The organism is Desulfurella amilsii, from assembly GCF_002119425.1.
Taxonomy (GTDB): Bacteria; Campylobacterota_A; Desulfurellia; order Desulfurellales; family Desulfurellaceae; genus Desulfurella; species Desulfurella amilsii.
Genome location: NZ_MDSU01000018.1, coordinates 83,688 through 110,521, shown reverse-complemented (window position 1 = coordinate 110,521; position 26,834 = coordinate 83,688). Strand labels below are relative to the sequence as shown.

Annotated in this window: 26 protein-coding genes; all 26 read right to left on the bottom strand. The window is 35.5% G+C overall.

Annotated features, from left to right (window positions below):
- Positions 1-77: 77 nt before the first annotated feature.
- Positions 78-476, bottom strand: coding sequence for a Zn-ribbon domain-containing OB-fold protein (locus DESAMIL20_RS03995; RefSeq protein WP_086033530.1), 399 nt, complete (start codon positions 474-476; stop codon positions 78-80).
- Positions 477-1,667 carry a thiolase family protein gene (locus DESAMIL20_RS03990; RefSeq protein WP_086033529.1) on the bottom strand — a complete coding sequence of 397 codons (1,191 nt, stop codon included), beginning with the start codon at positions 1,665-1,667 and terminating at the stop codon, positions 477-479.
- Positions 1,668-1,878: 211 nt separating this feature from the next.
- A complete protein-coding gene (locus tag DESAMIL20_RS03985; RefSeq protein ID WP_086033528.1) occupies positions 1,879-2,652 on the bottom strand; it encodes an enoyl-CoA hydratase/isomerase family protein in 774 nt (257 codons plus the stop codon).
- Positions 2,653-2,667: 15 nt separating this feature from the next.
- On the bottom strand, positions 2,668-4,095 hold the full coding sequence (locus tag DESAMIL20_RS03980; protein WP_158090510.1) for a 4-hydroxyphenylacetate 3-hydroxylase N-terminal domain-containing protein: 1,428 nt from the start codon (positions 4,093-4,095) through the stop codon (positions 2,668-2,670).
- A gap of 68 nt (positions 4,096-4,163) precedes the next feature.
- Positions 4,164-5,711 carry an acetyl-CoA hydrolase/transferase family protein gene (locus tag DESAMIL20_RS03975; RefSeq protein ID WP_086033526.1) on the bottom strand — a complete coding sequence of 516 codons (1,548 nt, stop codon included), beginning with the start codon at positions 5,709-5,711 and terminating at the stop codon, positions 4,164-4,166.
- A gap of 22 nt (positions 5,712-5,733) precedes the next feature.
- Positions 5,734-6,162, bottom strand: a complete 429-nt coding sequence (locus DESAMIL20_RS03970) for a VOC family protein (protein ID WP_086033525.1) — start codon at positions 6,160-6,162, stop codon at positions 5,734-5,736.
- Positions 6,159-6,656 carry a biotin/lipoyl-containing protein gene (locus tag DESAMIL20_RS03965; RefSeq protein ID WP_086033524.1) on the bottom strand — a complete coding sequence of 166 codons (498 nt, stop codon included), beginning with the start codon at positions 6,654-6,656 and terminating at the stop codon, positions 6,159-6,161. Before DESAMIL20_RS03965 ends, DESAMIL20_RS03970 begins: the two co-directional genes overlap by 4 nt.
- Before the next feature lies 1 nt (position 6,657).
- On the bottom strand, positions 6,658-8,157 hold the full coding sequence (locus tag DESAMIL20_RS03960; protein ID WP_086033523.1) for an acetyl-CoA carboxylase biotin carboxylase subunit: 1,500 nt from the start codon (positions 8,155-8,157) through the stop codon (positions 6,658-6,660).
- 20 nt (positions 8,158-8,177) lie between these two features.
- Positions 8,178-9,785: an acyl-CoA carboxylase subunit beta gene (locus DESAMIL20_RS03955; protein ID WP_086033522.1), complete on the bottom strand. Its 1,608-nt coding sequence runs from the start codon at positions 9,783-9,785 to the stop codon at positions 8,178-8,180.
- Positions 9,778-10,671 carry an electron transfer flavoprotein subunit alpha/FixB family protein gene (locus DESAMIL20_RS03950; protein ID WP_086033521.1) on the bottom strand — a complete coding sequence of 298 codons (894 nt, stop codon included), beginning with the start codon at positions 10,669-10,671 and terminating at the stop codon, positions 9,778-9,780. The genes DESAMIL20_RS03955 and DESAMIL20_RS03950 overlap by 8 nt, the downstream gene beginning before the upstream one ends.
- Positions 10,668-11,429: an adenine nucleotide alpha hydrolase family protein gene (locus DESAMIL20_RS03945; protein ID WP_086033520.1), complete on the bottom strand. Its 762-nt coding sequence runs from the start codon at positions 11,427-11,429 to the stop codon at positions 10,668-10,670. Before DESAMIL20_RS03945 ends, DESAMIL20_RS03950 begins: the two co-directional genes overlap by 4 nt.
- Before the next feature lie 9 nt (positions 11,430-11,438).
- The gene (locus tag DESAMIL20_RS03940) at positions 11,439-12,206 is read right to left on the bottom strand and encodes an enoyl-CoA hydratase/isomerase family protein (protein ID WP_086033519.1); all 768 of its coding nucleotides are present in this window, start codon (positions 12,204-12,206) and stop codon (positions 11,439-11,441) included.
- Positions 12,207-12,256: 50 nt separating this feature from the next.
- Positions 12,257-12,652, bottom strand: coding sequence for a Zn-ribbon domain-containing OB-fold protein (locus DESAMIL20_RS03935; RefSeq protein ID WP_086033518.1), 396 nt, complete (start codon positions 12,650-12,652; stop codon positions 12,257-12,259).
- Positions 12,652-13,812 carry a thiolase domain-containing protein gene (locus DESAMIL20_RS03930; RefSeq protein WP_086033517.1) on the bottom strand — a complete coding sequence of 387 codons (1,161 nt, stop codon included), beginning with the start codon at positions 13,810-13,812 and terminating at the stop codon, positions 12,652-12,654. The genes DESAMIL20_RS03935 and DESAMIL20_RS03930 overlap by 1 nt, the downstream gene beginning before the upstream one ends.
- 4 nt (positions 13,813-13,816) lie before the next feature.
- Positions 13,817-14,863, bottom strand: a complete 1,047-nt coding sequence (locus DESAMIL20_RS03925) for a hydroxymethylglutaryl-CoA synthase (protein WP_086033516.1) — start codon at positions 14,861-14,863, stop codon at positions 13,817-13,819.
- Positions 14,864-14,885: 22 nt separating this feature from the next.
- Positions 14,886-16,049 (bottom strand): acyl-CoA dehydrogenase family protein, encoded by a 1,164-nt coding sequence (locus DESAMIL20_RS03920; RefSeq protein WP_086033515.1) that lies wholly within the window; start codon positions 16,047-16,049, stop codon positions 14,886-14,888.
- A gap of 276 nt (positions 16,050-16,325) precedes the next feature.
- A complete protein-coding gene (locus tag DESAMIL20_RS03915; RefSeq protein ID WP_086033514.1) occupies positions 16,326-17,711 on the bottom strand; it encodes a sigma-54 interaction domain-containing protein in 1,386 nt (461 codons plus the stop codon).
- Positions 17,712-17,781: 70 nt separating this feature from the next.
- Positions 17,782-19,086 (bottom strand): citrate (Si)-synthase, encoded by a 1,305-nt coding sequence (locus DESAMIL20_RS03910; protein ID WP_086033513.1) that lies wholly within the window; start codon positions 19,084-19,086, stop codon positions 17,782-17,784.
- 21 nt (positions 19,087-19,107) lie between these two features.
- Complete coding sequence (locus DESAMIL20_RS03905) at positions 19,108-19,881, bottom strand: N-acyl homoserine lactonase family protein (protein WP_086033512.1); 774 nt, start codon at positions 19,879-19,881, stop codon at positions 19,108-19,110.
- 77 nt (positions 19,882-19,958) lie between these two features.
- The gene (locus DESAMIL20_RS03900; protein WP_086033511.1) at positions 19,959-20,759 is read right to left on the bottom strand and encodes an SDR family NAD(P)-dependent oxidoreductase; all 801 of its coding nucleotides are present in this window, start codon (positions 20,757-20,759) and stop codon (positions 19,959-19,961) included.
- A gap of 30 nt (positions 20,760-20,789) precedes the next feature.
- Entirely contained in the window at positions 20,790-21,551 is a 762-nt protein-coding gene (locus DESAMIL20_RS03895; protein ID WP_086033510.1) for a 3-hydroxybutyrate dehydrogenase, read from the bottom strand.
- A gap of 14 nt (positions 21,552-21,565) precedes the next feature.
- On the bottom strand, positions 21,566-23,062 hold the full coding sequence (locus DESAMIL20_RS03890; RefSeq protein ID WP_086033509.1) for a sodium:solute symporter family protein: 1,497 nt from the start codon (positions 23,060-23,062) through the stop codon (positions 21,566-21,568).
- Positions 23,063-23,074: 12 nt separating this feature from the next.
- Complete coding sequence (locus DESAMIL20_RS03885) at positions 23,075-23,560, bottom strand: hypothetical protein (protein WP_086033508.1); 486 nt, start codon at positions 23,558-23,560, stop codon at positions 23,075-23,077.
- A 20-nt stretch (positions 23,561-23,580) separates the two neighbouring features.
- Positions 23,581-24,357 carry a CoA-transferase subunit beta gene (locus DESAMIL20_RS03880; protein ID WP_086033507.1) on the bottom strand — a complete coding sequence of 259 codons (777 nt, stop codon included), beginning with the start codon at positions 24,355-24,357 and terminating at the stop codon, positions 23,581-23,583.
- Positions 24,354-25,337, bottom strand: a complete 984-nt coding sequence (locus DESAMIL20_RS03875) for a CoA transferase subunit A (protein ID WP_086033506.1) — start codon at positions 25,335-25,337, stop codon at positions 24,354-24,356. Before DESAMIL20_RS03875 ends, DESAMIL20_RS03880 begins: the two co-directional genes overlap by 4 nt.
- A gap of 11 nt (positions 25,338-25,348) precedes the next feature.
- Positions 25,349-26,830 (bottom strand): 4-hydroxyphenylacetate 3-hydroxylase N-terminal domain-containing protein, encoded by a 1,482-nt coding sequence (locus DESAMIL20_RS03870; protein WP_086033505.1) that lies wholly within the window; start codon positions 26,828-26,830, stop codon positions 25,349-25,351.
- Positions 26,831-26,834 lie beyond the last annotated feature (4 nt).

Below are 26,834 nucleotides of genomic sequence, written 5' to 3'. Positions count from 1 at the left end.
ATTCCTAAATACCATTCTCATCTGATCGGGATCATAAAATCCATATAGTTTCCCTACGCTTTCCATAGCAACATCTCCTAAAGATTCAATTCAAACTTAGGTATATTAAACTCTAAAGCCTCTTCCCACACTACCTTAACTGGCATATCACAGCTTAATTTAGATGGATCACAGTTTATTATATTACTAACGATACGTGGTCCTTCATCAAGCTCAACAATAGCTACTATGTAGGGAAGATTATCTTTAAAAGCTTTATGGAAAGCCACTTTATATACTACAAAAGAATAGATTTTCCCCAATCCTTTTGAAATTATATATTCGAAGTTTAGAGAATGGCACTGTGGGCAAGCAATTGAAGCAGGCCATCTGACATAGCCACAATCTCTGCATTTTTGGAATTTTAACTGTTTATTTTTAGATGCTTCCCAAAAAAAAGCTGTGTCAGATGTCGGGGTTGGTAAAAAAATACTCATTTATTGCCTCCTTAAAATTATAGTTGCATGCGTTTGCAATACACTTCCATTGTCGCTGCATAAGATTATCTCTGGTTTTTTATTGCCTACTGCTGTACCTAGTTGTCTTTGGCCACACCTGCCCATGAGCTGCATTAGCGCTTCTGTAATAGGTGTTAAACCCATAAAATACGCTTCTGAGAGTAAACCACCAGAAGTATTCACAGGTAGTTTGCCACCTGGAGCAGTATAACCATTTTTAAAGAAGTCTTTTCCTTCACCTGGCTTAAAGAAACCGTAATCTTGCATTGTGATTTCTACTGTGTATGTAAAGCAATCATATATCTCACATGCGTCTATATCATTAAGCGTAATATTTGCCATATTAAAAGCCATTTCTGACGCCTTTTTAGCGCCTGTCGGTCCTGTTATATAGGTAGCTTGGTGTATATCGATGCTAGGGTTTGCTTCTCCAATACCCATTATTGAAACAATAGGGTTTTTTAAATCTTTGGCGCGCTCAACGGATGTGACAATACATGCTCTGCCACCATCGCTTATTAAAGCTGCATCAAGTTTTCTAAACGGTTCTACAATATAGTCTGAGTTTAAATAGTCTTCAGGCGTTAATGGTTTTTGGTACATTGTGGCGGTAGGGTTTAACATAGCCCACTTTCTTTGGCTAATTGCTATTTCTTTCCAAGTATCTGGACCAGTGTTAAACTCATACATGGCTCTTCTTGCAGCAAGCGCATAATCTCCAACAAAACCAAATTCACCATAAAGGTAATTGTCATTTTTAGGTTCTGGGTGTGTAGCTTCTTCTATAAATGTTCTGCCTCCTGAGAGGCCATTATCAGCGTATATAATTAAAACGTGATTGCAAAAGCCAGCTTCTAAAAGCGATATAGCTTGCACAAAGTGGTGCCTTGGGCAATATGATTCTTGACTTAAAATAGTGGGCTGTATACCTAACATCTGAGCTACTAAGTAAGGTGTTGGCTCTGGTTCATTTAAAAGGGTGCCAAATTGCCTATAGCATATTAAACCATCTATATCTTCTTTTTTTAATCCAGCATCTTTTATTGCATTAATACCTGCTTCCACATAAAAACTTAAAGCACTCCTATTTGATACTTTTCCTTGTGGTGTATAACCTACACCCACAATGGCGTATTTATCTTTTAGTTTTTTAAGGTTGTCGTAACTCATTCTTTCTCCCTCCTAAATCTTTTTCTTTGATTAATTTCACTTGGGAGCATAATGCTCTTTTTCCTGCCACTCTTTTGCTTACATCTAAATCCATCATACCAATAACCTACAATACCACCGCAGTTTCGCACAAAAAAGTGTTTATCGCTACATGACCAGCGTGCTCCAAGAAGTGTTCCTTATGACACCTCCTAAAAATTGAAATTTCACTTTAACAAAAGATGTCACTAGTTTCGTTTTTTTTGTTTATAAAAGCCCCCATTCTCTGTTTTGATTCTTCCTCGATAGAAAAAGCTGCCAATTTCTCAATCATGTTAGCTAATTCTACCTTAATTCTACGTTTGTTTGAGAGTCTTTTTATAAACTGCATTGGCTGTTTGGAGTTAGAAAGGATTTTCCGTGTAATCTCAAGCGTTTTATCTTTTAATTTATCTGGTTCTACTATGTAATCCACAAGGCCAATTCTTTGAGCTTCGTATACATCAATTGCTTCTCCTGTCAAAGCAAGTCGGTTAATTTGTTTTATACCCAAAACATTGTAACCCACAGATAGCGCTCCAGGTGGTATCAATCCAAGTTTGGTTTCTGGCAAAGCAAATTTAGAATCTTTACCTGCTACAATAATATCCATAAAAAAAAGTAACTCACAACCGCCACCATATGCTAAGCCATTTACCATTCCAATAAGCGGCTTTTCAAAATCTAATAGAGATTCGAATGGTTTTTCTAATATGCTAAAGAAATTGAGTGATTCTTCTTTAGTTTTAAACTTGTACATGGATGGTATATCATCACCTGCGCTAAAAGCTTTTCCTGTACCTGTAACAACAACCAATGTCGTTTTATTGCCCTTTGCTAACTCCAGCGACTGATAAAGCTCTTCCCACATTTCTCTTGTAAAAGCGTTGAGTTTATTTGGTCTATTAAATTGAATCCAGGTAATGTTATCTTCTTCAGTATAAATTATGTTTTTAAAAGCAGGCATTACACGCTCCTTTTCCTAGTTGATTTCTAGCAGCTCTTTTACCAGTGATTTTTTTTGATCTACATTTGCCAACCTTTGTATAAAAATGTTTGGTGTAATAGGTGATCCGCCACCATGAATAGCACCAGCTAAATGGGGTCCTGCTATCCAATATTCAACAAATTTTATTAATTTTAACCTTTCTTGTGTTGTAGCCGCATCACTTCCTTTCAAATAATGCTCTATATATTTTCCTATGTCGGGGTTATTTAAGTCCTTTTCAGAAGGAGCTGTAACGCATACGCCACCAGTTATATCTGCAAGATTTATAGCAGCCTGAGCAATTGCTGGCAGGCCAAGTGTTTTTGATACATTTGAATATAAAGAATTTGGCAAATATACACCTGATTTTGTCTTTATGCCTTCATACCCTGCAGCTAAACCGCATGCATAACAACTTTCTTGGCCTTTGACAATGTCCGTAATCTTATTTACTACATGAGAGGCATTTTGAATACCGTTGTATTCTGACATTAGTTTAGCAGCACCTAGCATTGTATCAATAAAACCTGCTTTACAGCCAGAGCCAACATATCTGTGAATATCGGTAAAATTGCTTACTAATAAACCAGCATAGTTGTATTCTTCGCACATAAACACCCTATCCCAAGGCACAAATACGTTGTCAAGAATAACTAAAAACGTGCCTCTGTCACCATATGGATTACCTGATTCCCAACCTGGCGTTTCTCTTTTTTTGGACTCGTACGCATTATTCTGTAAAACATACGTAACACCCTTTGTGCCGGATTCCATTGCAAATGAAACAGCATAGGCTTTATCAGCTTCCTTTAATGCAATTGTTGGCATAACAACAGTTTCATCGACAACCAATGTACCGGATTGACAAATTTTTGCGCCCTTTACCACTATACCGTCAGATTTTTTTTCTACAATTTTTAGATACATGTCATCTTGTTGGCTTGGACTTTTTGCTCTATCGCCCCTTACATCTGTTAATGCACCAGACACAGCTAAATCATTTTGTTGTACATATTTAATGTAATCCAATAATCTTTTATGATAATTGGTTTTTAATGCTTCATCCATGTCGTAAGTAGTAGCGTATAAAGCGTTTAGGATATCACATCCTACGCAGCGGTAATTGCAAGTTGCTAATTTTTGACTCAAAAGCCTTGCTAACTTAATGCGTTTTATAAGATCTTCTTTTTCTGTATAGATATGCAAAAATCTGTTAATTGGTTCACTTATAAATTGAGAATTTGCAGTTGCCAAATCTTTAAATTCGTCTTTTGATGCTAACTCATATGTTAACCCAATTGAATCAATCATAGGTTTAATATTTGGGTGATCAATAAAGTTATCTATTCTTTCCCCATTAATATAAAGATTTGGTTTTTTTGTCGCAATTCTTTGAATATACGCTTTCTTAGATAATAACATACACAACCCTCCTTTTTCACTAGACATTAAAAACTTTAATTTTTTAATGCCATAAATACTATTATTTGTTAACTACTTGGGTTACTAACTCCCTTTGGCGCAATAACTAAATCCATGTAACCATGCTTGTGATCTTTTAAGTCATCTGCTGTTGGATACCTTCTATCTGGACACACATCAAACATCCAGTGTTTTGTTTTGATTCCTAGCTTTGCAGCTTCTTTTTCTAATTCTTCTCTATCGTCAGGATGTGCGATACTAATTAATTTTCTAGCTTTTTCAGCATCTGTGCAAGCCATTAAGTTAACAATCCCATACTCAGTTGCAACATAGCTTACAAATTGAGAAGGTACGTCTACAACATCGCCTCTATCAAGCATTCCGATAATTCGAGATTTACCATCTGGTGTTCTAGATGTAGCAGCTAGCACAGCTCTTCCACCTTTCGATAATTGACCGCCAACAATAAATTGAAATTGACCACCAGTACTAGATATCGGTCTTCCTGCAACGCAACTTGATACAACTTGTCCCCTAATGTCCATTTTTGCAAAGCTCATAATACCCATAAAATTATCAACCATTGATAATGTTAAAAAGTTATTGGTGTAATTAATATCATAAGCAGCGAACATTGGATTGTGATGCATAAATTCAAAATACCTCTCTGGTATAAAAGGTACAGCGTAAGCCCATGCGCATCTGCCCTGATCAATTGATTTTCTTGAATTATCAATTAATCCCTTTTCTATTAGTGTAAAAGCCCATTCACCTATCATCTCAGTATGTACTCCAAGGTGCTTTAGATCAGAGTCTGCTATTGCTAAAACGACAGCGTTGGGTAAAGCCCCTATACCAACTTGAAGAATATCGCCGTCTCGCATTATTGATAAGATATGTTCAGCAATTTTTTTCTCTGTTTCAGAAGGTTTAATAGCACGTTCATCTAATCTAGGATATTGAAAATCTGGATCTAATAAATCAACTTCAATAAAATAATCCACATTATCAACATGCAAATTAACATTGCGTCCAGGTTCACACCAAGCGTGATCCTCTCTAATTTCACACACAAATTTTTTGCATGTTTTAGCTGTAATCATAAAATTCGAAGCACCATAGCTTCCATTTACATAACTACCCTCTGGCTTTGCTATAGTAGCAATACCCCAGTCTGCTATTCTTTGTGATTTATCTTTTTTGTAAAATCTTGCAAATTGATAGTTCATATGCATTGACCAGCCCCACTGATACCAATCAAAACCCTGCCATCCTTCTTTTATTGCATCTTTTGTGCCTTTATGTATAAAACCTTGGTGCTGGATGTGATATTTACCTTCCTTGTCATATCTAAGTCCAAAATCAGTTCCTAAAAATGCATTATCTACGGCCCACATTTCTATATTTTGGAGTTTATCGGAACCTTCACCTAATCTTTGAAAAATAGCTTTTCTTGGCGCGACTGCATCAGTACCAACCATACACCCATATATCCAGTCTCCTGATTTAACCATACTTGCAAATTTTTCTGCCGTAATGGTTTTGTTTCTGATTTTTTGCATTGCAGGACTGCTTTGTGCAAACGACCCATTTTTAAAATCGGAAAAATTACTCATAACGAAAACCTCCTTTAAAAATTTATAATTCCTCAATTAATTCTATTAGTACCCCATGAAAAGACGATGGATGTATAAAAATATATCTTATTTTTCCAGAAAAAGGGGGTATGTTATCAACTAAAACTGGTTCGTTCGGCATTAACTTTACATTATTTGTTCGAAGCTGTTTTATTAAGGCATCTAAATTTTTTATCTTTAATGCAATATGGTTTAATCCTTCTCCTCTTTTTGCGACAAATTTTGCAACGACACCATCTTCGCTGGTAGACTCGATAAACTGTAGTTGCGTATTACCAATTTTAGCTGATTTTACAAATAACTTCTCATCAGGCAATTCCCATTGATAATCAAAATTTATGCCAAATAATGTTGAAAAATCGTGCGCTGCTTCTTGTGCATCATTAACTGCTATTGCAACCTCTTCTACTCCAAAAACAAAATTACTCATTGTTCCTCCTTTGGCTCAATTTCTACTAAAATTTCTAAAGGACCAACCTGCATACCTACATCTACATTAATTTTCTTAATAATACCATCTATACTGGATTTAAGGTCGTTTAAAACTTTCATTGATTCTAAAACAACAATGGCATCACCCTTTTTTACACTGTCTTTTTCTTTAAATTTTACTTCTCTAATAATACCTGGCATTGGAGATTTTATATTGTTTTCTTTAGATTCATCCCCTAAAGAAACATTTTCTTCTGATTCTTCTTCTAATACTAACTCTTGATCATCCACCCAAATAATCGCCTTATCTTTGGCTAAATATGCATCTAAAACAACAAATGTGTTATTTTCTAAATCAAAAACAAGATAATCATCACCGTACTTAAAAACTTGAAAAGACGCACTTGTACCATCGTGTGCCAGCGTGTAAAGGCTATCCTTTATTGATAAATCGTACTCAAATAATTCATTATTTACTTTAATCTTTTCCATTTTATCCCCTCCAGTTACCTATAGATTCCCAACAAGATGTCATAGAAGACTCTTGTATAGCATCATAATTAGGGTGCTTGTATTGTTTTAAGTACTCGAATAATACTATGGCCTCCATAATCCGACTACTATTTTGCTTTTTAGAAAACAGATCGTCTCTATAAGTTTCTAAAAATCTTGTATTATACTCGCCTTCTATAAACTTTTTATGGCTGAATATATTTTTCAATAAAGGAATTGTTGTCTTAATAGGCGAAATGTGATAATCTGACACTGCCTTATACATTTTTTTTATAGCCATATTTCTATTTGGAGCTTTTACTATTAATTTTGAGATAAGAGAGTCATAATATATCAATACATTCGAACCTTCAAAAAACCCTGAATCTACTCTAATACCAAAACCAGACGGTTCCTTGTAGTGTTCTATTTTACCTACAGAAGACATAAAGTTGTTTTCAGTATCTTCGGCATATATTCTAGATTCAATGGCATGACCATTAATACGTGAATTAAGTTCGTCTTGAGATAACTTAATCTGTTTTTCTTCAGCAATATCAATTTGAGAAGCAATAAAATCAAACCCACTGATTTCTTCAGTTACTGGATGTTCTACTTGTATTCTTGCGTTTACCTCCAAAAAGTAAAATTTTTCATTTTTTTTATCATAAATAAATTCCACAGTTCCTGCATTATAATACCCTGCTTTTTTTGTTACAGAAATGGCAGCTTCCCCCATTTTTTTTGCTACTTCTCTATTAATCGTTGGTGATGGGCTTTCTTCAACAATTTTTTGATATCTTCTCTGGATTGAACATTCTCGTTCTGGGAAATATAGTCCGTTTCCAAACTTATCAATTATAAATTGTATCTCAATATGATGAGCGTCTTCTATATATTTTTCTATGTAAACAGTAGGATCTGCAAATGCCGCTTGCGCTTCTTTTTTTGCAACTATTATTGCTTCTTCTAACTCCTTGTCGCTATTTACAATCCTCATACCTTTTCCGCCACCGCCAGCAGATGCTTTTATAAGTATTGGATACCCTAATTCATTAGCTAAAGCATGTGCTTGTTCAATAGACTCTATAGTGCCTCCTGGTGTAGTGGGAATACCAACGGATTGTGCTATAATCCTTGAATTTATCTTATCACCTAAATTTCTCATACAGTTAGGTGGTGGTCCTATCCATATTAAGGCATTTTCTTGCACCATTGCTGCAAAAGTTGGATTTTCTGCTAGAAAACCATATCCTGGATGAATTGCATCACACTTGGCTTGCTTTGCAATATCTATTATTTTTTCCGTATTAAGATAGCTTTTCAAAGCTTCAGGTTCACCTATATTGTAAGCCTTATCAGCGTATGAAATGTGCTTCGATAATTTATCAGCCTCAGAATAAACGCCCACAGCTTCTATATCAAGTAACTTCAGTGTTTTCATAATTCTAATTGCTATTTCGCCTCTATTTGCAATAAGTATTCTTTTTATACTTCTCATCATTATACCCCTTTAATACTTCACATCCTAAAAATACCAAATTTTACATCTTCTATAGGCTTGTTAAGCGTTACCTCTAAAGCTAACATTAAATATTCCCTTGTACTTTTCGCATCAATAATTCCATCATCCCACAGCCTAGCACTTGAATATAATGAGTTCGATTTTTCCTCGTACTCTTGTAAAATTGGCTTTTGTATGGCTTCTATTTCCTCTGGACTGATTTTTTTTCCTTCCCTTTCAAGTTGAGCAATTTTTATGCTTGATAATACTTCTGCAGCTTGTTTTGGACCCATTACAGCTATTTTTGCATTAGGCCACATCCACAAAAACCTTGGGTGATAGCCTCTACCCGCCATAGCATAATTACCTGCTCCATAAGAGTTACCTATTATGATGGTGATTTTTGGAACATTTGTTGTGGATATGGCTGTTATCCATTTAGCACCATCTTTTGCCATGCCTTGGTGTTCATATTTTTTTCCTATAATAAACCCAGTAATATTTTGAAGAAAAACTAGAGGAACTTTTCTTAAACTACATAATTCTACAAAATGAGCAGCTTTTTGGGAAGATTCTGGGAAAATAATACCATTGTTGCCTATAATCCCGACTAAATATCCCCCTATTCTAGCAAAACCAGTAACTAAAGTTTGACCATACAAGGGCTTAAATTCTTCAAATTCACTTCTATCTACAATACGAGCTATAATTTCACGCACGTCAAAAGGTATGCTTAAATCTTCAGGCAATATACCGTATATTTCATCTGGATCATACAGTGGTTCTTCTGGTGCAATTCTATCTAGCTTAAACTTTTCTTTTTTGGGTAAGTGCGCAAAAATTTCTCTTGCTTTTTTTAAAGCCTCTTCTTCGTTATTTGCTAAATAGTCTGCTACACCAGAAATACGCGTATGTACATCTGCGCCTCCCAAATTTTCTGCATCAATTTCTTCTCCAGTAGCCGCTTTAACCAGAGGCGGACCGCCTATAAAGATCGCGCTTTGATTCTTAACCATTATAACTTGGTCACACATAGATGGTACATATGCTCCTCCAGCAGTTCCAAGTCCAGTTACAACAGCTACTTGAAGCAAACCCATACTGCTCATTACTGCTTGATTGTAGAAAAAATTGCCAAAATGTTCTTTATCAGGGTAAACTTCATCTTGCATAGGTAAAAATACCCCGCCAGAATCAACTAAATACAGACAATGCAAATTGTTTTCTTTAGCAATAGTTTGAGCTCGTATATGTTTTTTGATTGTAATTGGATAGTATGTTCCACCTTTTACTGTCTGATCATTTGCAACTATCATAACCTCTTTGCCACTGATTCTTCCTATTCCTGTAACTATCCCCCCACATGGAGCGTCATTGTTATACATATTAAAACCGGCATAAGGTCCTATTTCTAAAAAAGGAGAATTTTTATCTATTACTTTTTCTATGCGTTCTCTACAAAAAAGTTTACCTCTTTTTTTATTCACTTCGTGAGCTTTTGACGGACCGCCTTTAGCTAATTCTTTTCTTATAGCTTCTATTTCTTCAACTTTACTTTTATTGAACAAATATCGTTTTTTAAATTCTTCTGAATTAGTATTTACATTAGATACAATTTTAGCCATTAGCTACCTCCAATTGATTTAACAAAGCCATCGCAAAGCTCTTCCAATCAGCTACTATATTGTAGCGCGCCCTCTTAAATATAGGCGCTTCCTCGTCAGTATTAATTGCTACAACACATTTAACATTCTTAATTCCAGAAAGATGTTGAGTTGCACCGCTAATACCAAATGCAAAATATAAATTGGCTGAAAGCATAGCACCAGATTGCCCTATTTGATATTGATGAGAAATCCATCCATTATCTACAGCGGCTCTAGAGCTTCCTACTATACCCCCAAGTTTATTAGCCAATTGACGCAATATTTCAAAACCTTCCTTAGACCCGATGCCTCGTCCTCCACCAACAACAAATTTTGCTTTATCAAGTTCTACTTTTTTTTCAACTACTTCTTCTTTAATAAGATTAACTTTATTATCGACGTCTATCCACTCAACTACATGTTTATTTTGATCTTCACATGGAGATTGTTCGAAATACTTCTCTTTAAGAACAATTACTAATGGCAAGCATAGTGGTTTATATTCAATTACCGTCTTATCACCATATGCACTATGCAAAAAAATAAAATCATTATATCTTATAGCATTTACACCAAAAATACAGCAGGCCTTTAATTTATACGCTAAAATACCACCAACACAAGCTCCTGCAAATCCATTTGTTAAAATCAAGTCATACTTAGCTGCCATTGAATTGAGTGCATCAATTGAATTAACTGGAAGGTTGTTTATGCCGTAAACCCTATTTAAGTCTATATTTATTTCATTTTTATTAGTGAAAATTATAGCATCAATGTTACTGCTAAATTTCTTTGCAACAAAATTCAACTCCGACAGTCTATCCTGATTATCATCACTAATAATTAAAACATTCCTCACATTCATATGTAATGCTCCTTTTTAAGGTTTTCTATCAGCAATTTAGCTGTAAAATCTAAATCATCATTAGGTAATGTCTCATTTACATATTCATATTTTGGAATTGTAACCGATATCTCTTGTGCCCACTCAAACGGTGTTGTTAACTCTTCTTCCATGATATGAATGGGTTTTGTTTTGCTTTTCATAATTTCCTTTAGATTAGGAATACGAGGCAAATTGCATGGAGCGTCTGTTACAGAAGCGACAAATTTTTCTTTTACATGCAAAACTAAACTTTTATTATCTAATTGTTGTGTGCATAAAAAACAATTATTCTCATTATCTGGTAAAATTGATATAGTATACGGTAGATAAGCCCAGTTTAATATGCCAGTCACAAAACCAGGAACCATTTCTCGCTCTAGATCAGAAGAAACTCTACCTAATAAAACCAAATCTATGTTATATGCATCTACAGCCCTCACTAAATTATATGCTGTTTGAAAAGGATCATCTACACTAGCACGAACCAATATAAGCTCATCTGCTCCCATAGAAAGAGCTTTTTTAAGTGCCGGCACATGTTTTTCTTGTCCATAGCTAATCGCGTAAAGTTTTGCATTAATACTAGATTTTAATTGAAGGGCAACTTCAATTGCATGTTCATCGTACAAACCTATTACATCTTTATACTCCCCAGACATTCTGTTATTTTCTAATCGAAACTTCTCCAAGGAAATTTCATAGTCAGGCACAACTTTTATACAAACACCGATGTTCATTATCGCCTCCTATTTTCCTTTCCACTGTGGTTTTTGTTTATTCAAAAATGATTCTATACCAATTTTTAAATCTTCTGAAGAAAAATTAACTATTCTTAATAATGATAAGTAATCACTTTCCCATAAAGGGTTTCTACTAACATTAATAGATTCCATTAAGAGTTTTAAAACCAAAGGGCTTTTTTGGGCTATACTCTTTGCTATTTCTTTGGCTTTTTCAAGTGGTTTCTCGTCAATGTAATGCACAAGACCAATTCGATAAGCTTCTTCTGAACTAATTATGTTACCAGTAAGTGTTAATGCAACAGCGTTCCTTTCGCCTATAGCTCTTTTAACATAAGGAAAAATGACATATGGCAATATTCCTAAATTAATCTCGGTTAAGCCAAAACGCGTATTAGGATGCGAAACAACTATATGAGCATTGGCAACAAGCCCAAAACCGCCACCTAAAGCATAGCCGGAGACAGCTGCTATCAGAGGTTTCTTTAATATGTCAACTATTCTTAACACATCTACATTAATGCTTTTTTTAAAATAGTGATCTATAGCTTTCAATTCTACACCTGAGGCAAATTCTTTAATATCTCCTCCCGCACAAAAAACATTACCTGCTGACGTAAGGATAACTGCATGTACAGAATCATTTTGAGATAGTGACTTAATGTTTTCTAGTAACTCTGCTGATAAAGATTCATCTAAGGCATTTCTCTTTTCTAAATTATTCATATAAACAATAGCTACATTATCTTCTATTTCCACATTAACCTTGCTCATGTCTTAACCTCAAAGATAAGGAAAGAGGGCGCCCCTCCCCCCTTATAAACTTATTCTTCTACTCTTGCTTTTGGACCGTAAATTATTATTCCTGCTTTTCCTTCAACAAATAGTCTCCTAAACACCACGCTAACTTTTTTTCCTATTTGTATATTTTCCACGTCAGTATCAACTATTTGCAGCATTAATCTTGCACCATTTGTAAGCTCTACTATAGCTATTCCATAAGGTGCAAAATCTCCAAATCCCTCTGGAGCAGAATAAATGATAGTGTAGGTAAGAATAGCGCCTTCTCTCGGAAGATCTATGATTTCTATATTTTCAGAATTACATTTTGGGCAAATTTTTCTTGCTGGATACATTGTATACCCGCAATCTTTACACTTACCACCTTTTAGCATGTATCTTTGTGGTTTCTCTCTCCACATTCTTGGTATTGTAAGCATTAGACCACCTCCAAAATTGTAACTGTAACAGTAGCTCCTGAACCACCTAAGTTGTGAGCTAGCCCTACTTTAGCATTTTGCACCTGAAGATCTTTTGCTTCTCCTCTTAGTTGTTCTGCAAGGTTTACAATTTGAGCAACACCTGTAGCACCAACCGGATGTCCTTTGCCTTTCAAACCACCACTGGGGTTTATAGGTATTTTTCCATCAATCTCTGTTAATCCATTCTCGGTTGCCATTGCCCCTTTTCCTTTTTCAAAAAATCCTAGGTCTTCAATTGCACATATTTCTGCTATTGTAAAACAATCATGAACTTCTGCTAAATTTATATCTTTCGGTGATTTCTTTGCCGTTTCGTAAGCTTTTTTTGCAGCTTCTACCGTAGCTTGAAATGTAACAAAACTATCTCTTTGTGCTAAGGCTATAGTATCGGTTGCCTGGGTTATGGCGGAGATTTTTATTGGTTTAGCTGCATTTGTTAATTTTTTTGCTTTATCTAATGGCATTAAAACTACACTTGCAGCACCATCAGTCATTGGCGAACAATCATATAGCCCAAGAGGATCTGCAATCATAGGTGCATTTATAACATCATCGATTGTTATCATGTTATGAAATTGTGCTTTAGGATTTTTGGAAGCATTTTTGTGATTTTTTACAGCAACTGCCGCAAGTTGTTTTCTGGTAGCGTTAAAATCGTACATGTATTTTTTTGCAACAAGCGCAAATAAACCTGGGAATGTAACGCCCTGATAGCCTTCAAATTCTCTATCTGCAGCCATAGAAAGTGAATAAACACCTTGAGAAGTAACCACATCGGTCATTTTTTCAACGCCAGTCACAAGTACTGCATCAGACATGCCAGAGGCGACTTCCATATAAGCATGCCTAATTGCCACTCCACCAGAAGCACAGGCATTTTCTATTCTAGTTGACGGTATATGTAAAAATCCTAAATAATCAGCAACGATTGCCGCCATGTGTTCTTGCTCTACAAAAGTACCACCACTAAAATTTCCAACATAAATAGAATCTATTTTATCTACGCCAGAGCTTTTTATTGCTTCTAGGCTTGCTTCAACAGCTAAATCTCTCCATGATTTTTCCCATAAATATCCAAAGTTTGTCATACCTATGCCAACAACTGCTACCTCTCTCATTATGTTAGTCCTCCCTCATTTTAATTTTGCCTCGTAGAAAAGCATAGTTTGCATAATTAATATATTGTTTTCTATCAGCATAATGCTTTAGCAAAGGAGCATTATTTCTAACCTTTGCTAATCTTTCTGTTACCTTAAAAATAAAAGAGTCGCTACCTGCACCAGATCCAAATGATGTAACCAGTATAATGTCATTTGCTTTTGCTATATCTAACACGGAAGCCAACCCTAAAAGAGAACAACCAGAGTATGTATTCCCAATGTAGGGTGCTACCCACCCAGGCTCAAATTGTTCTTTTTTAAAGCCTAGCATTTTTGAAGCTCTAAGCGGAAATGCACCATTTGGTTGATGAAATACACAATACGTAATATCCTTTGGCGTCATCTTAGCCTTTTCCATTACTCCTTTTGCAGAATTTAAGGTATGATTAAAATAGGCTGGTGCGCCTGTAAATGGTCCTGTATGTGTCGGATAAGATTGGCCATCTCTTCTCCAAAAATCTGGTGTGTCAGTGGTATATGAATATGTTGCAACTACTTCTGCCAATACATTATCATTGCCCATAATAAACGCTGCTCCACCTGCAGCTGCAGTATATTCTAACGGATCTTTTGGTGCTCCTTGAGAAGTATCAGACCCTATTCCAAGGCCATATTTAATTTCTCCTGATTTAACTAACCCATATACTACAAACACCGTTTCGCTACCAGCTTTGCAAGCAAATTCATAATCAGCTACATGAACAACTGGAGCTATACCTAAAGCATCAGCTACAATAGTTGCTGATGGCTTAACAGCATAGGGTTTTGATTCTGAGCCAATATATACTGCCCCTATTTCTTTTGGATCGATCTCTGCCCTTTTTAAGGCATTTCTAGCTGCTTCATATGCTATTGTTACAGAATCTTCGTCTTTTGCTGGAACTGTTTTTTCTCTTACTAATAAACTACTTTTTAAAGATTCGGCATCCTCGCCCCACTGGGCAGCTATTTCTTCTACCTTAATCCTGCGCTTTGGAACATAACACCCATAACCTACAATACCTGTCATAACAAAACCTCCTTAAAAATTTTTATAAATCTGCAAAACCTTCCTCTATTCGTCTTGAGAGCAAAATCTTCATCATTTCTGTCGTACCTGCACCAATATCATAAAGTTTCGCGTCTCTCCAGTACATTTGAACGCGATAGTCAGTTGTATAACCATAACCACCAAGAATTTGAATTGCCTCTTCTGCTGATTTAACAGCAGCTTGTGCTGAAGTCATTTTAACCAATGCAGTTGCTGCTCGTAATTTTTTAGAGCCAGGATATTTACGCCATATTTCAGCTAAATTATACAAATATAATCTATTTAACTCTAACTGAGATAATATATATGCAAGTTTTTCTTGAATTAATTGATAATCTATAATTGGTTGACCAAATTGCATTCTTTCTTTTGCATATTTTGATGCAATATCTAAAGAACCTTTTATCATACCTAGATTGCTCCCAGATAAACCAATTCTTTCCACATCTAGACCCTCCATCATTATGTGAATTCCTTCTCCTTCTGCTCTTAATAAATTTTCTTCCGGTACTTCTGTATCGTTAAATGTTACAAATCCTGTTGGAGAAGCACGCATTCCCATTTTATGCATTTTTTCGACAGAAATATTTCCAAAATCTTTTTCAACAATAAAAGCAGAAACTCCTCTTTTTGGATCATCCGATGTACGTGCATAAACCACAAAAATATCAGCAATAGGCCCATTTGTAATAAAAATTTTATTTCCTTTTAAAATATATCTGTCTCCTTTTTTAATTGCTCGAGTTCTTGGGTGAGCCGCATCAGAGCCAATTTCTGGTTCAGTAATACATATAGCAGCTACTTTATCACCACTTGCAATAGGCGGTATATATTTTTCTTTTTGTTTTTTATTACCCCCTCTATTTATAACGTTTCCTGCAAGTATTGCATGTGCACCTAAAGTCATAGCTATTGCTGGTGAATAAACAGACATTTCTTCGTGTATTACAACACTTGTTAACAAATCATCACCTAATCCACCTAAATCGGCATCCAACATCATTCCAGTAAGACCAATATCACCCATTTTTTTCCATAAATCATGTGGCATGTACTCTTGAGCGTCCCATTCTAGTGTATCTTTGAACTCGCGTTCGCAAAATTCTTTAACAGTATTTATAAACTCTATCACCTCTTCCCTTAAACCTACCTTTGAAATCAGCATCTTTACCTCCTATTAATAATCTCTAAATTAATTAAGCAAAAAGCGTTCCAGATTAAATTAAATAAATAAATAATGGTAATTAAATTATATAAAACTTTATAAAAATAGCATATTTTATATAAAAAATGTATAATTAATCAATTTACTATTTAATTCTTACAATTAATTAATTAATTAATTTTGTAATCTAAAATATTTAATATTTTACTATCTAAACTTAAATTAATAGCATATTTGAGTATGAGTACTTTTAGAACCATATGATTCTAAAAGTACTCATATTATATTGTATTTCTTTAATTTTTTGAAGGCACTAGTTTGGCTTATTTTTAAAAATCTAGCTAACTTTCTTGTGCTATGATACTGTTTATAATATTTCTCTAAAATGCTTTTCTCATAAGCCTCAAGTTCATCTTTTAAGCTATTTTCACTAATTATTATTTCGTTGATTCTATTTTGTCCAATATTTTGATAAAAATCATCCAAAGTAATAATGTCATTTATAGAATAAAAATACAACCTTTCTATTATATTTTTTAACTCCCTAACATTTCCATCTAAGCTTAGCGTTTTAATTAATTCAATTACGTCAGGTAAAATAGATTTTTTTGTTTTATAAATTTCATTAAGGTTATTTAAAAAAAAATTTACCAAAATATCAATATCGTCAAGTCTTTCTCTTAAAGGAGGCACATAAATAGTAATTGCACTAAGTCGATAATACAAGTCTTTTCTGAATCGACCTTCTAATATTAATTTTTTTAAATCTTTATTTGTAGCCGCTATAACTCTAACATCCACTTTGGTTAATCTTGTACCCCCTAACTTAATAAACTCTTTTTGCTCAAGAAATCTTAATAATTTTGCTTGAGAAGATAAAGGCATTTCTCCAATTTCATCCAACAATACAGTACCTTTATCTGTTAGCTCAAAAATACCTTTCTTACCCTTTTTGTCAGATCCTGTAAAGCTTCCTGGCTCATAACCAAATAATTCTGATTCAATTAATGATTCTGGTATTGCAGCACAATTTAGTGATATAAAAGTTTTATTTTTACGTATACCAGCATAGTGAATTAATTTTGCTATTAATTCTTTACCTACACCGGTCTCGCCGCAAATTAATACTGGTAAATCAATATTTGAAGCTTTAATGGCTATACTTGAAACTCGTAGCATCTTTTCACTTTGAGCAACAATATTATAATCATTAAACAAACTGTATTGATAAGACTCTTCATTTTGTGGCGTTAATATACTTGAGAGATCATATATAGTATTTACTATATATTTTAGACGACCATTTTGGTCAAAAAGTGGCTTACCTTGAGATAAAAGTTTTTTACCTGTTTTAGTGTCAAAAGATACCGTTATTGGTTTGTTGGTTTGCATAACAGAAAGAGTGGCTGAATTTGAAAAATATTTAGTATCGACTAATTCTCCTAAGGTTTTTCCAACAACCTCTTCTTTTTTTATTAAAGAAATATCTTCAAAAACCTTATTTACCCACAACGTAACACCTTTACTATCAGCTAAATAGATACCAACACCTAAACCGTCGACAATGAAAGTTAACTCGCGCTCATCAAATGGCATAATTAAATCCCCGTATTTTTCTAAAAATTCGTATTTTAAGTTAACATTTAACTTAATATCTGTCAAGCACTTCTTTGTTATTAATTAATTGAATGAAATATCAAATAGTTTGAAAATGGCAAAAAACTACATTTCTTCAAATCTTATTCGTAACAAACTTTGATAACTGATCAATTGTTACAGACCTTGGTCTTCCAATAGGATATTCCAAAGCTCTGTCCCACAAAATATTTGATAAACTACCGATAGCAATGGATATATCGAACAATACTGAAAAAAAATCTTCAGGTATTCCATAATGAGAATGAATTGTACCAGAAATATTGTCAACGTTTGGCCATGGATTTTTTATGCTAGTATAGTGTTTTAAAATATTGGGAACTATTTTATACGCTACGATAACTAACTTAAAAAGATTATCGTTCGCTAAATATTGTTCTCCAAATTTTAACTGAGTTTCGAATCTTGGATCCTTATTTCTTAATACCGCATGACCATAACCGGGTATTACTTGACCTGCATTCAAAGTATCCCAACAGAACTGCTCTAACTCTTGTTTTGTAGGAATTTTGTTAAGCTTTTTAAGCAATTCTTGAAACCACTTTAGAGCTTCTTGTGTAGCCCCACCATGCAAAGGCCCAGATAGACCATTTATTCCCGCTGCCAAAGAATAATACGCATCAGCCCATGCAGAAGCAACAAGGTGTGTGGTATGAGCCGAGACATTTCCACTTTCATGGTCAGAAAGCAAAATAAAGTAAAGACGCGAAAAATCATCATACGGTTTATCTATACCCATCATATAAGCGAAATTGCCACCAAAATCCAGATCAGGGTTTTGAGGTATTTGTTCGTTGTTTTTATACTTTAGTCTGTAAATATAAGCAGCTATCATAGGAATTTTTGGCAGCAAATTTAAAACATCCTCAAACATATACTCCCATGCGTTTTGTTTTGTAATTTTATTTTCTGCGTATGCTTTGGCAAACACAGATTCTTGCTGCATGGTACCTACAGCAACTGCGAGCATCACGTCGGGACGTGCTTCGCGAGGCATTGAATCTAAAACCCTATAAACATAATTTGGAACTTTTCGTTTTTCTTTAAAAATATCAATTACTTCTCGCACTTCTTCTTCAGTTGGAATATCGCCGGTCATTAAAAGGTAAAACTGAGCTTCATCGTATGGCATTTCTGCTCCTTTAGGTTTTGGAAGCTTTTCTAACACTTCATCTACAGTGTAGCCCCTATAGCGTATACCTTCAAATGGGTCTAGGTAAGAAATATCTGTAACCAAGACCTTCAACCCTCTCATGCCACCAATGACTTGAGCAATAGTAATATCCCCTATTTTTACATCACCATAGTTTTTTAAAAGTTTAGTAACCTCCTCCCTTTGAATTTCGACTTTTTCTTTTAATTTTTCTTTAATGCCTAACATAAAACAAATATAAATCTCCTTTTATTCATAGTACTCTGGTGCTAATTTTATAGTTTTGAAAAATTCCGGATCATGCCCAAACCAAATTTCGGCGTTTTCTGCCTTTGCCAACTCACCCAGTGATTGTACAGAGTAGGCAGCATCTGCAAAGTTAAGGGCAAAACCAGATGGTATATTTTTTTCAAAGTTGTCTTTGAGATAAATTGAGTCACCTGTTAGAATTACGTTTTTGTGTTTTTTTAGTCTTACCAGTACACTCTGGTGACCTGGTGTATGACCTGGTGTAGGAATAATGAATACTGCACCGTTAAACATACTTCTAAAACCTACAATAGGCTCCCATTTGATATTTGGGTCTTTAATATCATTTTTAATGTATGCTGCGTCCATTAGCGGGTCTGGGAAAAATGCATACCTTAGTTCATTCAGTTGAACTATTACCTTTGCATTTGGGAAAAATTTTGTGCTGCCCGCATGGTCTAGATGGAGGTGCGTTTGGATAATGTATGATATATCTTGTGGCTTTATGCCAAGCTTAGAAAGTGCCACTACTGGTTGTCCTTCTTCTTTCATTACAGGATAGTAAACATTAATTACATCACCCCAAGTGCCTTGTGGGTCTTTTATACACCCTGGTGATATACCTGTGTCAATGAGAATCTTGGTTCCATCTACATCAACTAAAAAATAAGGCACAGGAATATCAAATGGTTCGCCAATGCCTGTGTTGAATAAAAACTTTTCTTTAGTAGATTTTAAGATACCGCTGCTAAATGCGTATAACTTAGTGCTCATAAAAAAAACCTCCAAATTTAATTATATAATAAAAATATAATGTATTAACTAGCAATTTCAAGTTTAGTTTTACAGTTTTACACCCAGCCGCCAAATCCATACCATCCTCCATCTACTAACAACAAAAAACCTGTTATCAGACTGCTAGCATCACTAGCAAGAAACACAGCAGGCCCTACAATCTCTTCCGGTAAGCCAAAACGCTGCATGATGTTTTGCGGTTTTACTTTTTCATACCACTCTTTATTTTCCATAACCTGCTTTACTAAAGGAGTTTGAATGTAACAAGGACCTATTGCATTAACTCTTACATATGGTGCCCATTCAGCTGCTAAAACTCTTGTCATTTGCCTTAATGCACCTTTTGTTGAAGCATAGGCAACCTGCCTAGGCATGATGAGTTCGGCAAATATAGAAGCCATGTTAATCATACTGCCATATTTTTGATCGTACATTACTTTACCAACTTCTTTTGCACACCTAAAAACGCCTTTTAAGTTAACATCTATTACTTTGTCAAACTCTTCATATGAAAGCTCTAAAGCAGGTTTTCTGATGTTTATCCCCGGAATGTTAAATGAAACATCGATGCGCTTGTGCTTTTCAAGTGTAGTTTTAACAGCTTTTTGAACACTATCAGTGGTAGTAACATCAACATTTACAATCAAGGTATCCGAACTCATTTTACTTGCTGTAAGCTCTAAGCCTTCTTGATCTATATCTGCTAACACAATGTTAGATCCTAAAGCATCAAAACCCAAAGCTATCGCTTGTCCTAAACCAGAAGCAGCCCCTGTAACAAACACTACCTTATCTTTAACACTAAACATCTCGTTAGGCTTAAAGTGCCAATCTTTTATTTCTCTTACAAATGGCATATAGGCCTCCCAGAAAATAACTTTAAAATTTTAGCTTGCACTCCAGCCACAATCAATGCTCATCATTGCTCCTGTGATATAATCTGCTGTGCTTGTGCATAAAAATTTTGCAACCTCTGCAATGTCGTTTGGTTCAATGAGTTTTTTTACAGCCGCTTTTTTGAGCATTATTTCTTCTATTACTTTTTCTCTTGGTATGCCGTGAGTTTTCGCTTGGTCATCAATTTGATTATCAACCAGGGGTGTTCTAACATAAGATGGACAAATTGAATTTACTGTAATACCATATGGCGCACCTTCTAAAGCCCCTACTTTTGTTAAACCAGAAAGACCGTGTTTTGCAGAGATGTATGCTACTTTAAATTCCGAGGCGCGTATCCCATGTATTGAGTTTATATTTATAATCCTACCCCATTTTTGGGCTTTCATAGAAGGCCAAACATACTTTGTAAGTAAAAATGGTGCTGTAAGCATTAAAGAGATTATAAAATTCCACTTATCTTCAGGAAAATCTTCGATTGGAGAAACATGCTGTATGCCTGCATTGTTTATGAGCATATCAACCTTAGAGTATTTTTGGAGCGTATAATCTACTAAATCTTTGCAACCTTTTTGTGTGCTTAAATCAGACACAAAATAATCAGCTTTTATTGTTTTGGCTTCTTGCTCTAGCGTAGTTTGATTAACATCTGACATTATAACTTTAGATCCTTCTTTAGCGAAACTTTGGGCTATGGCAAGCCCAATACCGCTTGCCGCGCCTGTTACGATACAAATTTTGTCTTTTAGCATTTTATCCTCCTAATTTATTCCATATGTTTGAAATAAAGTTTCATTTTTTCTGGTAAATTGTTTTCCGCAGCCTTTTTAGTAAACAAAGAAACAAAAATCATAATTACAAAAACTATCATAATCATATATGAGTAGCCAGCAATTCCTCCTGGTAGTTTTTGTTTTAATACCTGCTCATAAATTATAGATACAAATATACTCATTATTAAAACAATTATTTCAGATATTATTGCAGCTTCAGTAGAAGCTTTTTTCCATTGATAGCCAATAATAACCGGCAGTGATGCCGCTATGAATGTTCCAAGCCCAAGCACACCTAAAAGAGCTACCATATACCCGCCGTATAGTCCAAAAATGGCTGCTCCTATGGTTAATACTATCAGCGCCCACCTCCCCCAAGCCACTTCTTCTTTTTGGGATAGTGATTTATTGAATGATTTAGGTATGTCTCTTGTGATAATTGAAGAACCTATTACTAGAAATGAACTGGAAGTGGACATTGTAGCGGCAAGAAGTCCAGCAAAAAGTATAATAGCTAAAACTGGTGGTAAATGATTAAAAAAGTGAAATATAGTTTCATCAGGCACTTTAAATGGTTTAACTTGACCAGAAGCCACTAAATAAAGCACTGCGGTTCCGGGCAGAATATACAAAAGGCTCATTATGCCATAACCCAATCCACCTACTAAGCCAAATGTTTTTAAACTTTTGTAACTTTTAAGAGAGTATAACTTTGTGTTGACGTGTGGTTGACCTATAACACCTATTGCTAAAACAAAAACCCACGACATAGCCAAAGGTAGCATTACATTATCTGGGTGTCCTATTGGGTCTACGAATTGTGGGCCAAATAGTTTGCTTGATGCAATCGTCATAGTAGCATGACCCATGCCGCCAGTAATGTAGTAAAATCCAATAACTATGCCTATAATGCTGAATAACTTTAGGATTCCCTGTAAAAAATCAACCTTTATGCTTCCAACCATACCACCATAAACAGTATATATAAGTGTAAAAATCAACAAAGCTATACCGCCAGCTTTTACTGAAATTCCAAAAATTGAATTTAATATATATCCGCCCGCTAAAATTTGTGTTCCAAGGTAGGCAAATATGCAGATAATTAAATTTATGGCTATCAAAAATCTTAAACTTTTGCTACCGTATCTAACATCTCCTAGATCTGCGAATGTTTCAATGTTTGTGATTGCGGACATCATTCTCATAGGTTTGCCATTTAACCACATCATGAGACCGTAGCTTACAGTAAAGAAAATTCCCATATACATAACAGCTGAGCCAAATTTATAGTTTAAACCAGGTCCACCAACAAAACCAAAGCCGCTCATTCCGGTAGTTGCCGCAGCAAGTCCAGCAACAAGCGCTCCAAAAGTTTTGCTTGAAGCAAAAAATTTAGAGCCACTTTTTTCTGCTTGTCTTTTGGAGCTTATCGCCCACCATAAAATTATAGCGGCATACAGCAGTGTAACAATTATTTCAAATGTCTTCATATGGGTTCCCCCTTATTGTTTAATTTCTTCTTCTGGTTTTTCTTCATTAGCTTGTTCATGCCTTTTATTAAAATCCTCTACATCAGCAATAAATGCTTCCCATTCTTTTAGAGAAATTACATTTCTTTCAAAAAGTATTGTGTATGAGAGAATAGTTGTTAAAAACCCTCCTAATACAAGAAAGACTATCCATAAAATAGCTGTTCCAGGATGCATTCCTAAAAATAATGTTTTTGGAATTGCATTGTAATAAAGTTTCCAGTAGTAGAATAAACCTAAAAAACCACCCCAAAAAATAACTAAAAATGTTCCATAAGGGTAGACTAGAAACATTTTATCTGTTCTTGAACCAGCTCCAATCAGCATAAAATTAGCTAAAAGCAAAATGCTAAAAAATACCGTTAAAGTTGGAAACTTAGCAAAAAAAAGTATGGCAATAATAATAGCCAAGACGCCTTGAGTAATCCATAAGAAATCTTTGGTCTTGCCTTGAATCATAAAACCTCCCTTTATAAAAATTATTCTGCCTTTCTTTCTATCACAGCTTTAAATGGATCCACTTCTTCGCGCAACACTCTAAGCTCTTCTTGCGTAGGCGGTTCAGTTTTTTTGGGGGGTTGCTTGATAAGCAATTCCAAGTCTGTGTTTTTTTGTACATCATCAATGGTATATCCTGGGTGAATGGATTCTAATGTCATTCTTTTTGTTTCTTCATCAAAGCCCATAACAGCTAAATTAGTAATGATCTTGTAGGGCCCTGTATTTGGCGCTAAACCTGCTTTTTCTCTTGCGCCAGGACCTGTTAGATAGCCAGGTGTAGTAATGAAATCTATTTTGTTTGTAAATCTTCTTATTGAATGTGGTACGACCATCACAATTCTCCATGCCATAGAAGCAAAATCGTTAGCTCCACCTGAACCCGGAAATCTTACCTTCGGTTTTTTGTAGTCTCCAATCACTGTAGAGTTGATATTGCCGTACATATCTATTTGGGCACCGCCTAAAAAGCAGTAGTCAATAAGGCCACGCTGTATCATTTCCATTTGATCGCACGTAGAGCCTGTTTGGAGAGCTTTGTGCATTGTTGCAGAATCGCCTACTGATATAGGCATAGCAGGCAGTATGGGGGCAACTGCACCTGCTTCGAATGTGATTAAAATATTTGGTGCATAAAGCTTCTGTGCAAGCATAACAGCTGCGCATGGTATACCTGTGCCAACAGATACACTTGTGTCATCTTCAAATATTCTTGAGGCAACGCATATCATTAACTCTATATCATTATAGTTATTCATCTTAAGCCCCCTTCCACTATTATTTGGTTTTCTAAATCTTTTAAGTATTCAATTCGCCTTATGCCGCCGCAGTTATCCAAATATTCGTAAAAATCTTTACAGCTGTATATGTTGTTGTTTAAAAACTCCTCAAATGTTTTTTCGTCTTCTGCTGCTTTTAAAAATTCTCTTAAGTGATCTACATCCATAAAATACTCATACGGCATATTACAAGGATAGCTGCCATACGGCGCAGCAACCACTGCATCTACTTGATAAAATGGGATTGTGGTATTTTGCGGGTTATCTCTAAAAAACTCAGTGGGTACAATTTTTTCAGTTGTGATAATTACCTTTTTGGAAGCCTTTGCAATATCTGCATCAGCTACTAGTACGCCTTTTATGTAGCTGTTGCCGTAAATGTCTGCCGCATGGACATGGATAACTGCTACATCAGGATACAGCGCAGGCACAGCCAAGTATTTTATACCTGTAAATGGGCATGTTAGCTCTTTTGCTGCAGAGTACTTTTGTGTATCTGTACCCAGCATAGATCTTACAGGTAAATAAGATAGGCCCATAGCCGCTGCTTTATAGCGCCAGCCCATTGCACCATTTGACCACTCAGTTAGCTCTATAGCACCGCTTTCAAAGTATTTTTTTAAAACTTTTGGTGCCCCAAGTGCTTCAAAATTTATAATGTATGACACATCGGCTTTGGTGAATGTTTTGCCTGCTGCCAGTAAATCTGTGTCAACATTTGATGTAAAACAAGCAGCTTGGAGATTCTTCTTTTTTGCCCGCAATAGTTCATGTATGAAGGCAGTTGGTACTCTTACAGTGCCAAAACCACCAATTGAAAGATAGTCGCCCTCATTTATAAGGGCAACGGCCTCTTTTAAATCCATTAGCTTATTTGTCATCTTTTTTGACTTTTTTCTAAAAAACTCTCTCATTTCGTCTGGATGGTGAAATCCCAATAATTCTCCAATGCTTTCCATAATATCTCCTCCTATTTAATATCGTTTGGCTCTAAATTGAGTTCTTTTGACTCATCGTATGCTTCATCTATGCCTGCAAGATAGCGCGCTAGGCTTTTTCTGGTTTCAAAATCAAACTCTATGCTTAGCGCTATGGTTTCCATAATAGGTGAGCCTCCGCCGTGGACTCCTGCTATTTCATACCATGCAGTCATAGGCGATGCGCCAATATCTTCTATAAACTTCCACAGCTTCAGTGAATAATCGGCTGTTAAATTTGGGTTTCTTACGATGAACTTTTCTAAGTACTCTTTTGTTTCTGGAGCAAAGAAATCTTCTTTAAACGGTAAAGTAACGCTTATGCCGCCTGCTATTTCTGTTAGAAGGTTATACTCGTGATAAATGAGCTCACCGGTTAGTCTTCTGCCTACATTTGCATAAATTGGGTTTGGGAAGAATACACCGGATTTTGTTTTTTCGCCAAATACGGCAGCTGCTATGCCTGCTGCATAGGCAAGCTCAGCTGCCCCTGCATACTCTGTTAGTTTTTCTTTCACGTGCGGAACTTTTTCTATACTATTAGCCTGCGCAGCCAAAGATGCTGTACCGCATAGTATATCTGATACTGCGGGTTTGCACCCAGAGTAGCTGTGTCTGTGGGAATCCGCAAAAAGAAGCGCAAGCCTTCTACCAAATTCCCACTCCCCACACATAAATACCCTTTCTTTTGGCACGAATGTGTTGTCAAAGACTATTACGGAGTCTGATACGCCGTATTTGCAAAAAGGTGGGGCATTTTTGTCATCTTTGTCTCTGAGCCATACAGGCCTTGTAATTAAATACATATTATCCCAATCGGCAGGTAGCGCAAATGCCACAGCAAAAGCCCTATCGTCTGCTTTGAGCGCTCTTGTTGGTATAACTAGTATTTCGTCTGCATATGCGGCCTGCGTTATGGACATTTTAAAGCCACTTACAATGATTCCATCGTCTCTTTCTTGCACAATATGGACATAGTGGTCAGGATTTGACTGCTCGCTGGGTCTTTTTAACCTATCGCCTTTAGAGTCGGTTTGTGCGCAGCAACCCACAAGATCATTTTTTTGATAATCCTTTAAATAGTTCATAAATCTTTCGTGGTAGTTTGTCCCTTTGACTTCATCTATTTCTTTTGTGCATATAGCCAAAGCGTTTATAGCATCATGACCCATGCAGCGCTGAATACACCCACCTACACGTCTTGCAGCAAACCTTATGAGTTTTTGTTTTTGCATCAAATCATAAGGGTTTTGGGGTAAATGAGCCCATCTGTTTACCTCTTCATCTATTAGAGTTGAGTGCGCTGTGGCTACATTTTTCCATTTTTCATCCTGCGCTAAATCGAATGTTACACCAAGCACATTAAGCCCAGGCCTTAGTCTTGGATCATCCCTTGAGACTTTTTTCCCACCTATATAGATATTAGGCTTCATCGAAAATAGTTTTTCAAAGTATTGTTCTTTTGTCCTAAGCATTAGT

Coding starts and splice junctions, on each gene's coding strand:
- DESAMIL20_RS03995 (WP_086033530.1), bottom strand. CDS start 476: ATGAGTATTTTTTTACCAACCCCGACATCTGACACAGCTTTTTTTTGG.
- DESAMIL20_RS03990 (WP_086033529.1), bottom strand. CDS start 1,667: ATGAGTTACGACAACCTTAAAAAACTAAAAGATAAATACGCCATTGTG.
- DESAMIL20_RS03985 (WP_086033528.1), bottom strand. CDS start 2,652: ATGCCTGCTTTTAAAAACATAATTTATACTGAAGAAGATAACATTACC.
- DESAMIL20_RS03980 (WP_158090510.1), bottom strand. CDS start 4,095: ATGTTATTATCTAAGAAAGCGTATATTCAAAGAATTGCGACAAAAAAA.
- DESAMIL20_RS03975 (WP_086033526.1), bottom strand. CDS start 5,711: ATGAGTAATTTTTCCGATTTTAAAAATGGGTCGTTTGCACAAAGCAGT.
- DESAMIL20_RS03970 (WP_086033525.1), bottom strand. CDS start 6,162: ATGAGTAATTTTGTTTTTGGAGTAGAAGAGGTTGCAATAGCAGTTAAT.
- DESAMIL20_RS03965 (WP_086033524.1), bottom strand. CDS start 6,656: ATGGAAAAGATTAAAGTAAATAATGAATTATTTGAGTACGATTTATCA.
- DESAMIL20_RS03960 (WP_086033523.1), bottom strand. CDS start 8,157: ATGAGAAGTATAAAAAGAATACTTATTGCAAATAGAGGCGAAATAGCA.
- DESAMIL20_RS03955 (WP_086033522.1), bottom strand. CDS start 9,785: ATGGCTAAAATTGTATCTAATGTAAATACTAATTCAGAAGAATTTAAA.
- DESAMIL20_RS03950 (WP_086033521.1), bottom strand. CDS start 10,671: ATGAATGTGAGGAATGTTTTAATTATTAGTGATGATAATCAGGATAGA.
- DESAMIL20_RS03945 (WP_086033520.1), bottom strand. CDS start 11,429: ATGAACATCGGTGTTTGTATAAAAGTTGTGCCTGACTATGAAATTTCC.
- DESAMIL20_RS03940 (WP_086033519.1), bottom strand. CDS start 12,206: ATGAGCAAGGTTAATGTGGAAATAGAAGATAATGTAGCTATTGTTTAT.
- DESAMIL20_RS03935 (WP_086033518.1), bottom strand. CDS start 12,652: ATGCTTACAATACCAAGAATGTGGAGAGAGAAACCACAAAGATACATG.
- DESAMIL20_RS03930 (WP_086033517.1), bottom strand. CDS start 13,812: ATGAGAGAGGTAGCAGTTGTTGGCATAGGTATGACAAACTTTGGATAT.
- DESAMIL20_RS03925 (WP_086033516.1), bottom strand. CDS start 14,863: ATGACAGGTATTGTAGGTTATGGGTGTTATGTTCCAAAGCGCAGGATT.
- DESAMIL20_RS03920 (WP_086033515.1), bottom strand. CDS start 16,049: ATGCTGATTTCAAAGGTAGGTTTAAGGGAAGAGGTGATAGAGTTTATA.
- DESAMIL20_RS03910 (WP_086033513.1), bottom strand. CDS start 19,086: ATGTTAGGCATTAAAGAAAAATTAAAAGAAAAAGTCGAAATTCAAAGG.
- DESAMIL20_RS03905 (WP_086033512.1), bottom strand. CDS start 19,881: ATGAGCACTAAGTTATACGCATTTAGCAGCGGTATCTTAAAATCTACT.
- DESAMIL20_RS03900 (WP_086033511.1), bottom strand. CDS start 20,759: ATGCCATTTGTAAGAGAAATAAAAGATTGGCACTTTAAGCCTAACGAG.
- DESAMIL20_RS03895 (WP_086033510.1), bottom strand. CDS start 21,551: ATGCTAAAAGACAAAATTTGTATCGTAACAGGCGCGGCAAGCGGTATT.
- DESAMIL20_RS03890 (WP_086033509.1), bottom strand. CDS start 23,062: ATGAAGACATTTGAAATAATTGTTACACTGCTGTATGCCGCTATAATT.
- DESAMIL20_RS03885 (WP_086033508.1), bottom strand. CDS start 23,560: ATGATTCAAGGCAAGACCAAAGATTTCTTATGGATTACTCAAGGCGTC.
- DESAMIL20_RS03880 (WP_086033507.1), bottom strand. CDS start 24,357: ATGAATAACTATAATGATATAGAGTTAATGATATGCGTTGCCTCAAGA.
- DESAMIL20_RS03875 (WP_086033506.1), bottom strand. CDS start 25,337: ATGGAAAGCATTGGAGAATTATTGGGATTTCACCATCCAGACGAAATG.
- DESAMIL20_RS03870 (WP_086033505.1), bottom strand. CDS start 26,830: ATGCTTAGGACAAAAGAACAATACTTTGAAAAACTATTTTCGATGAAG.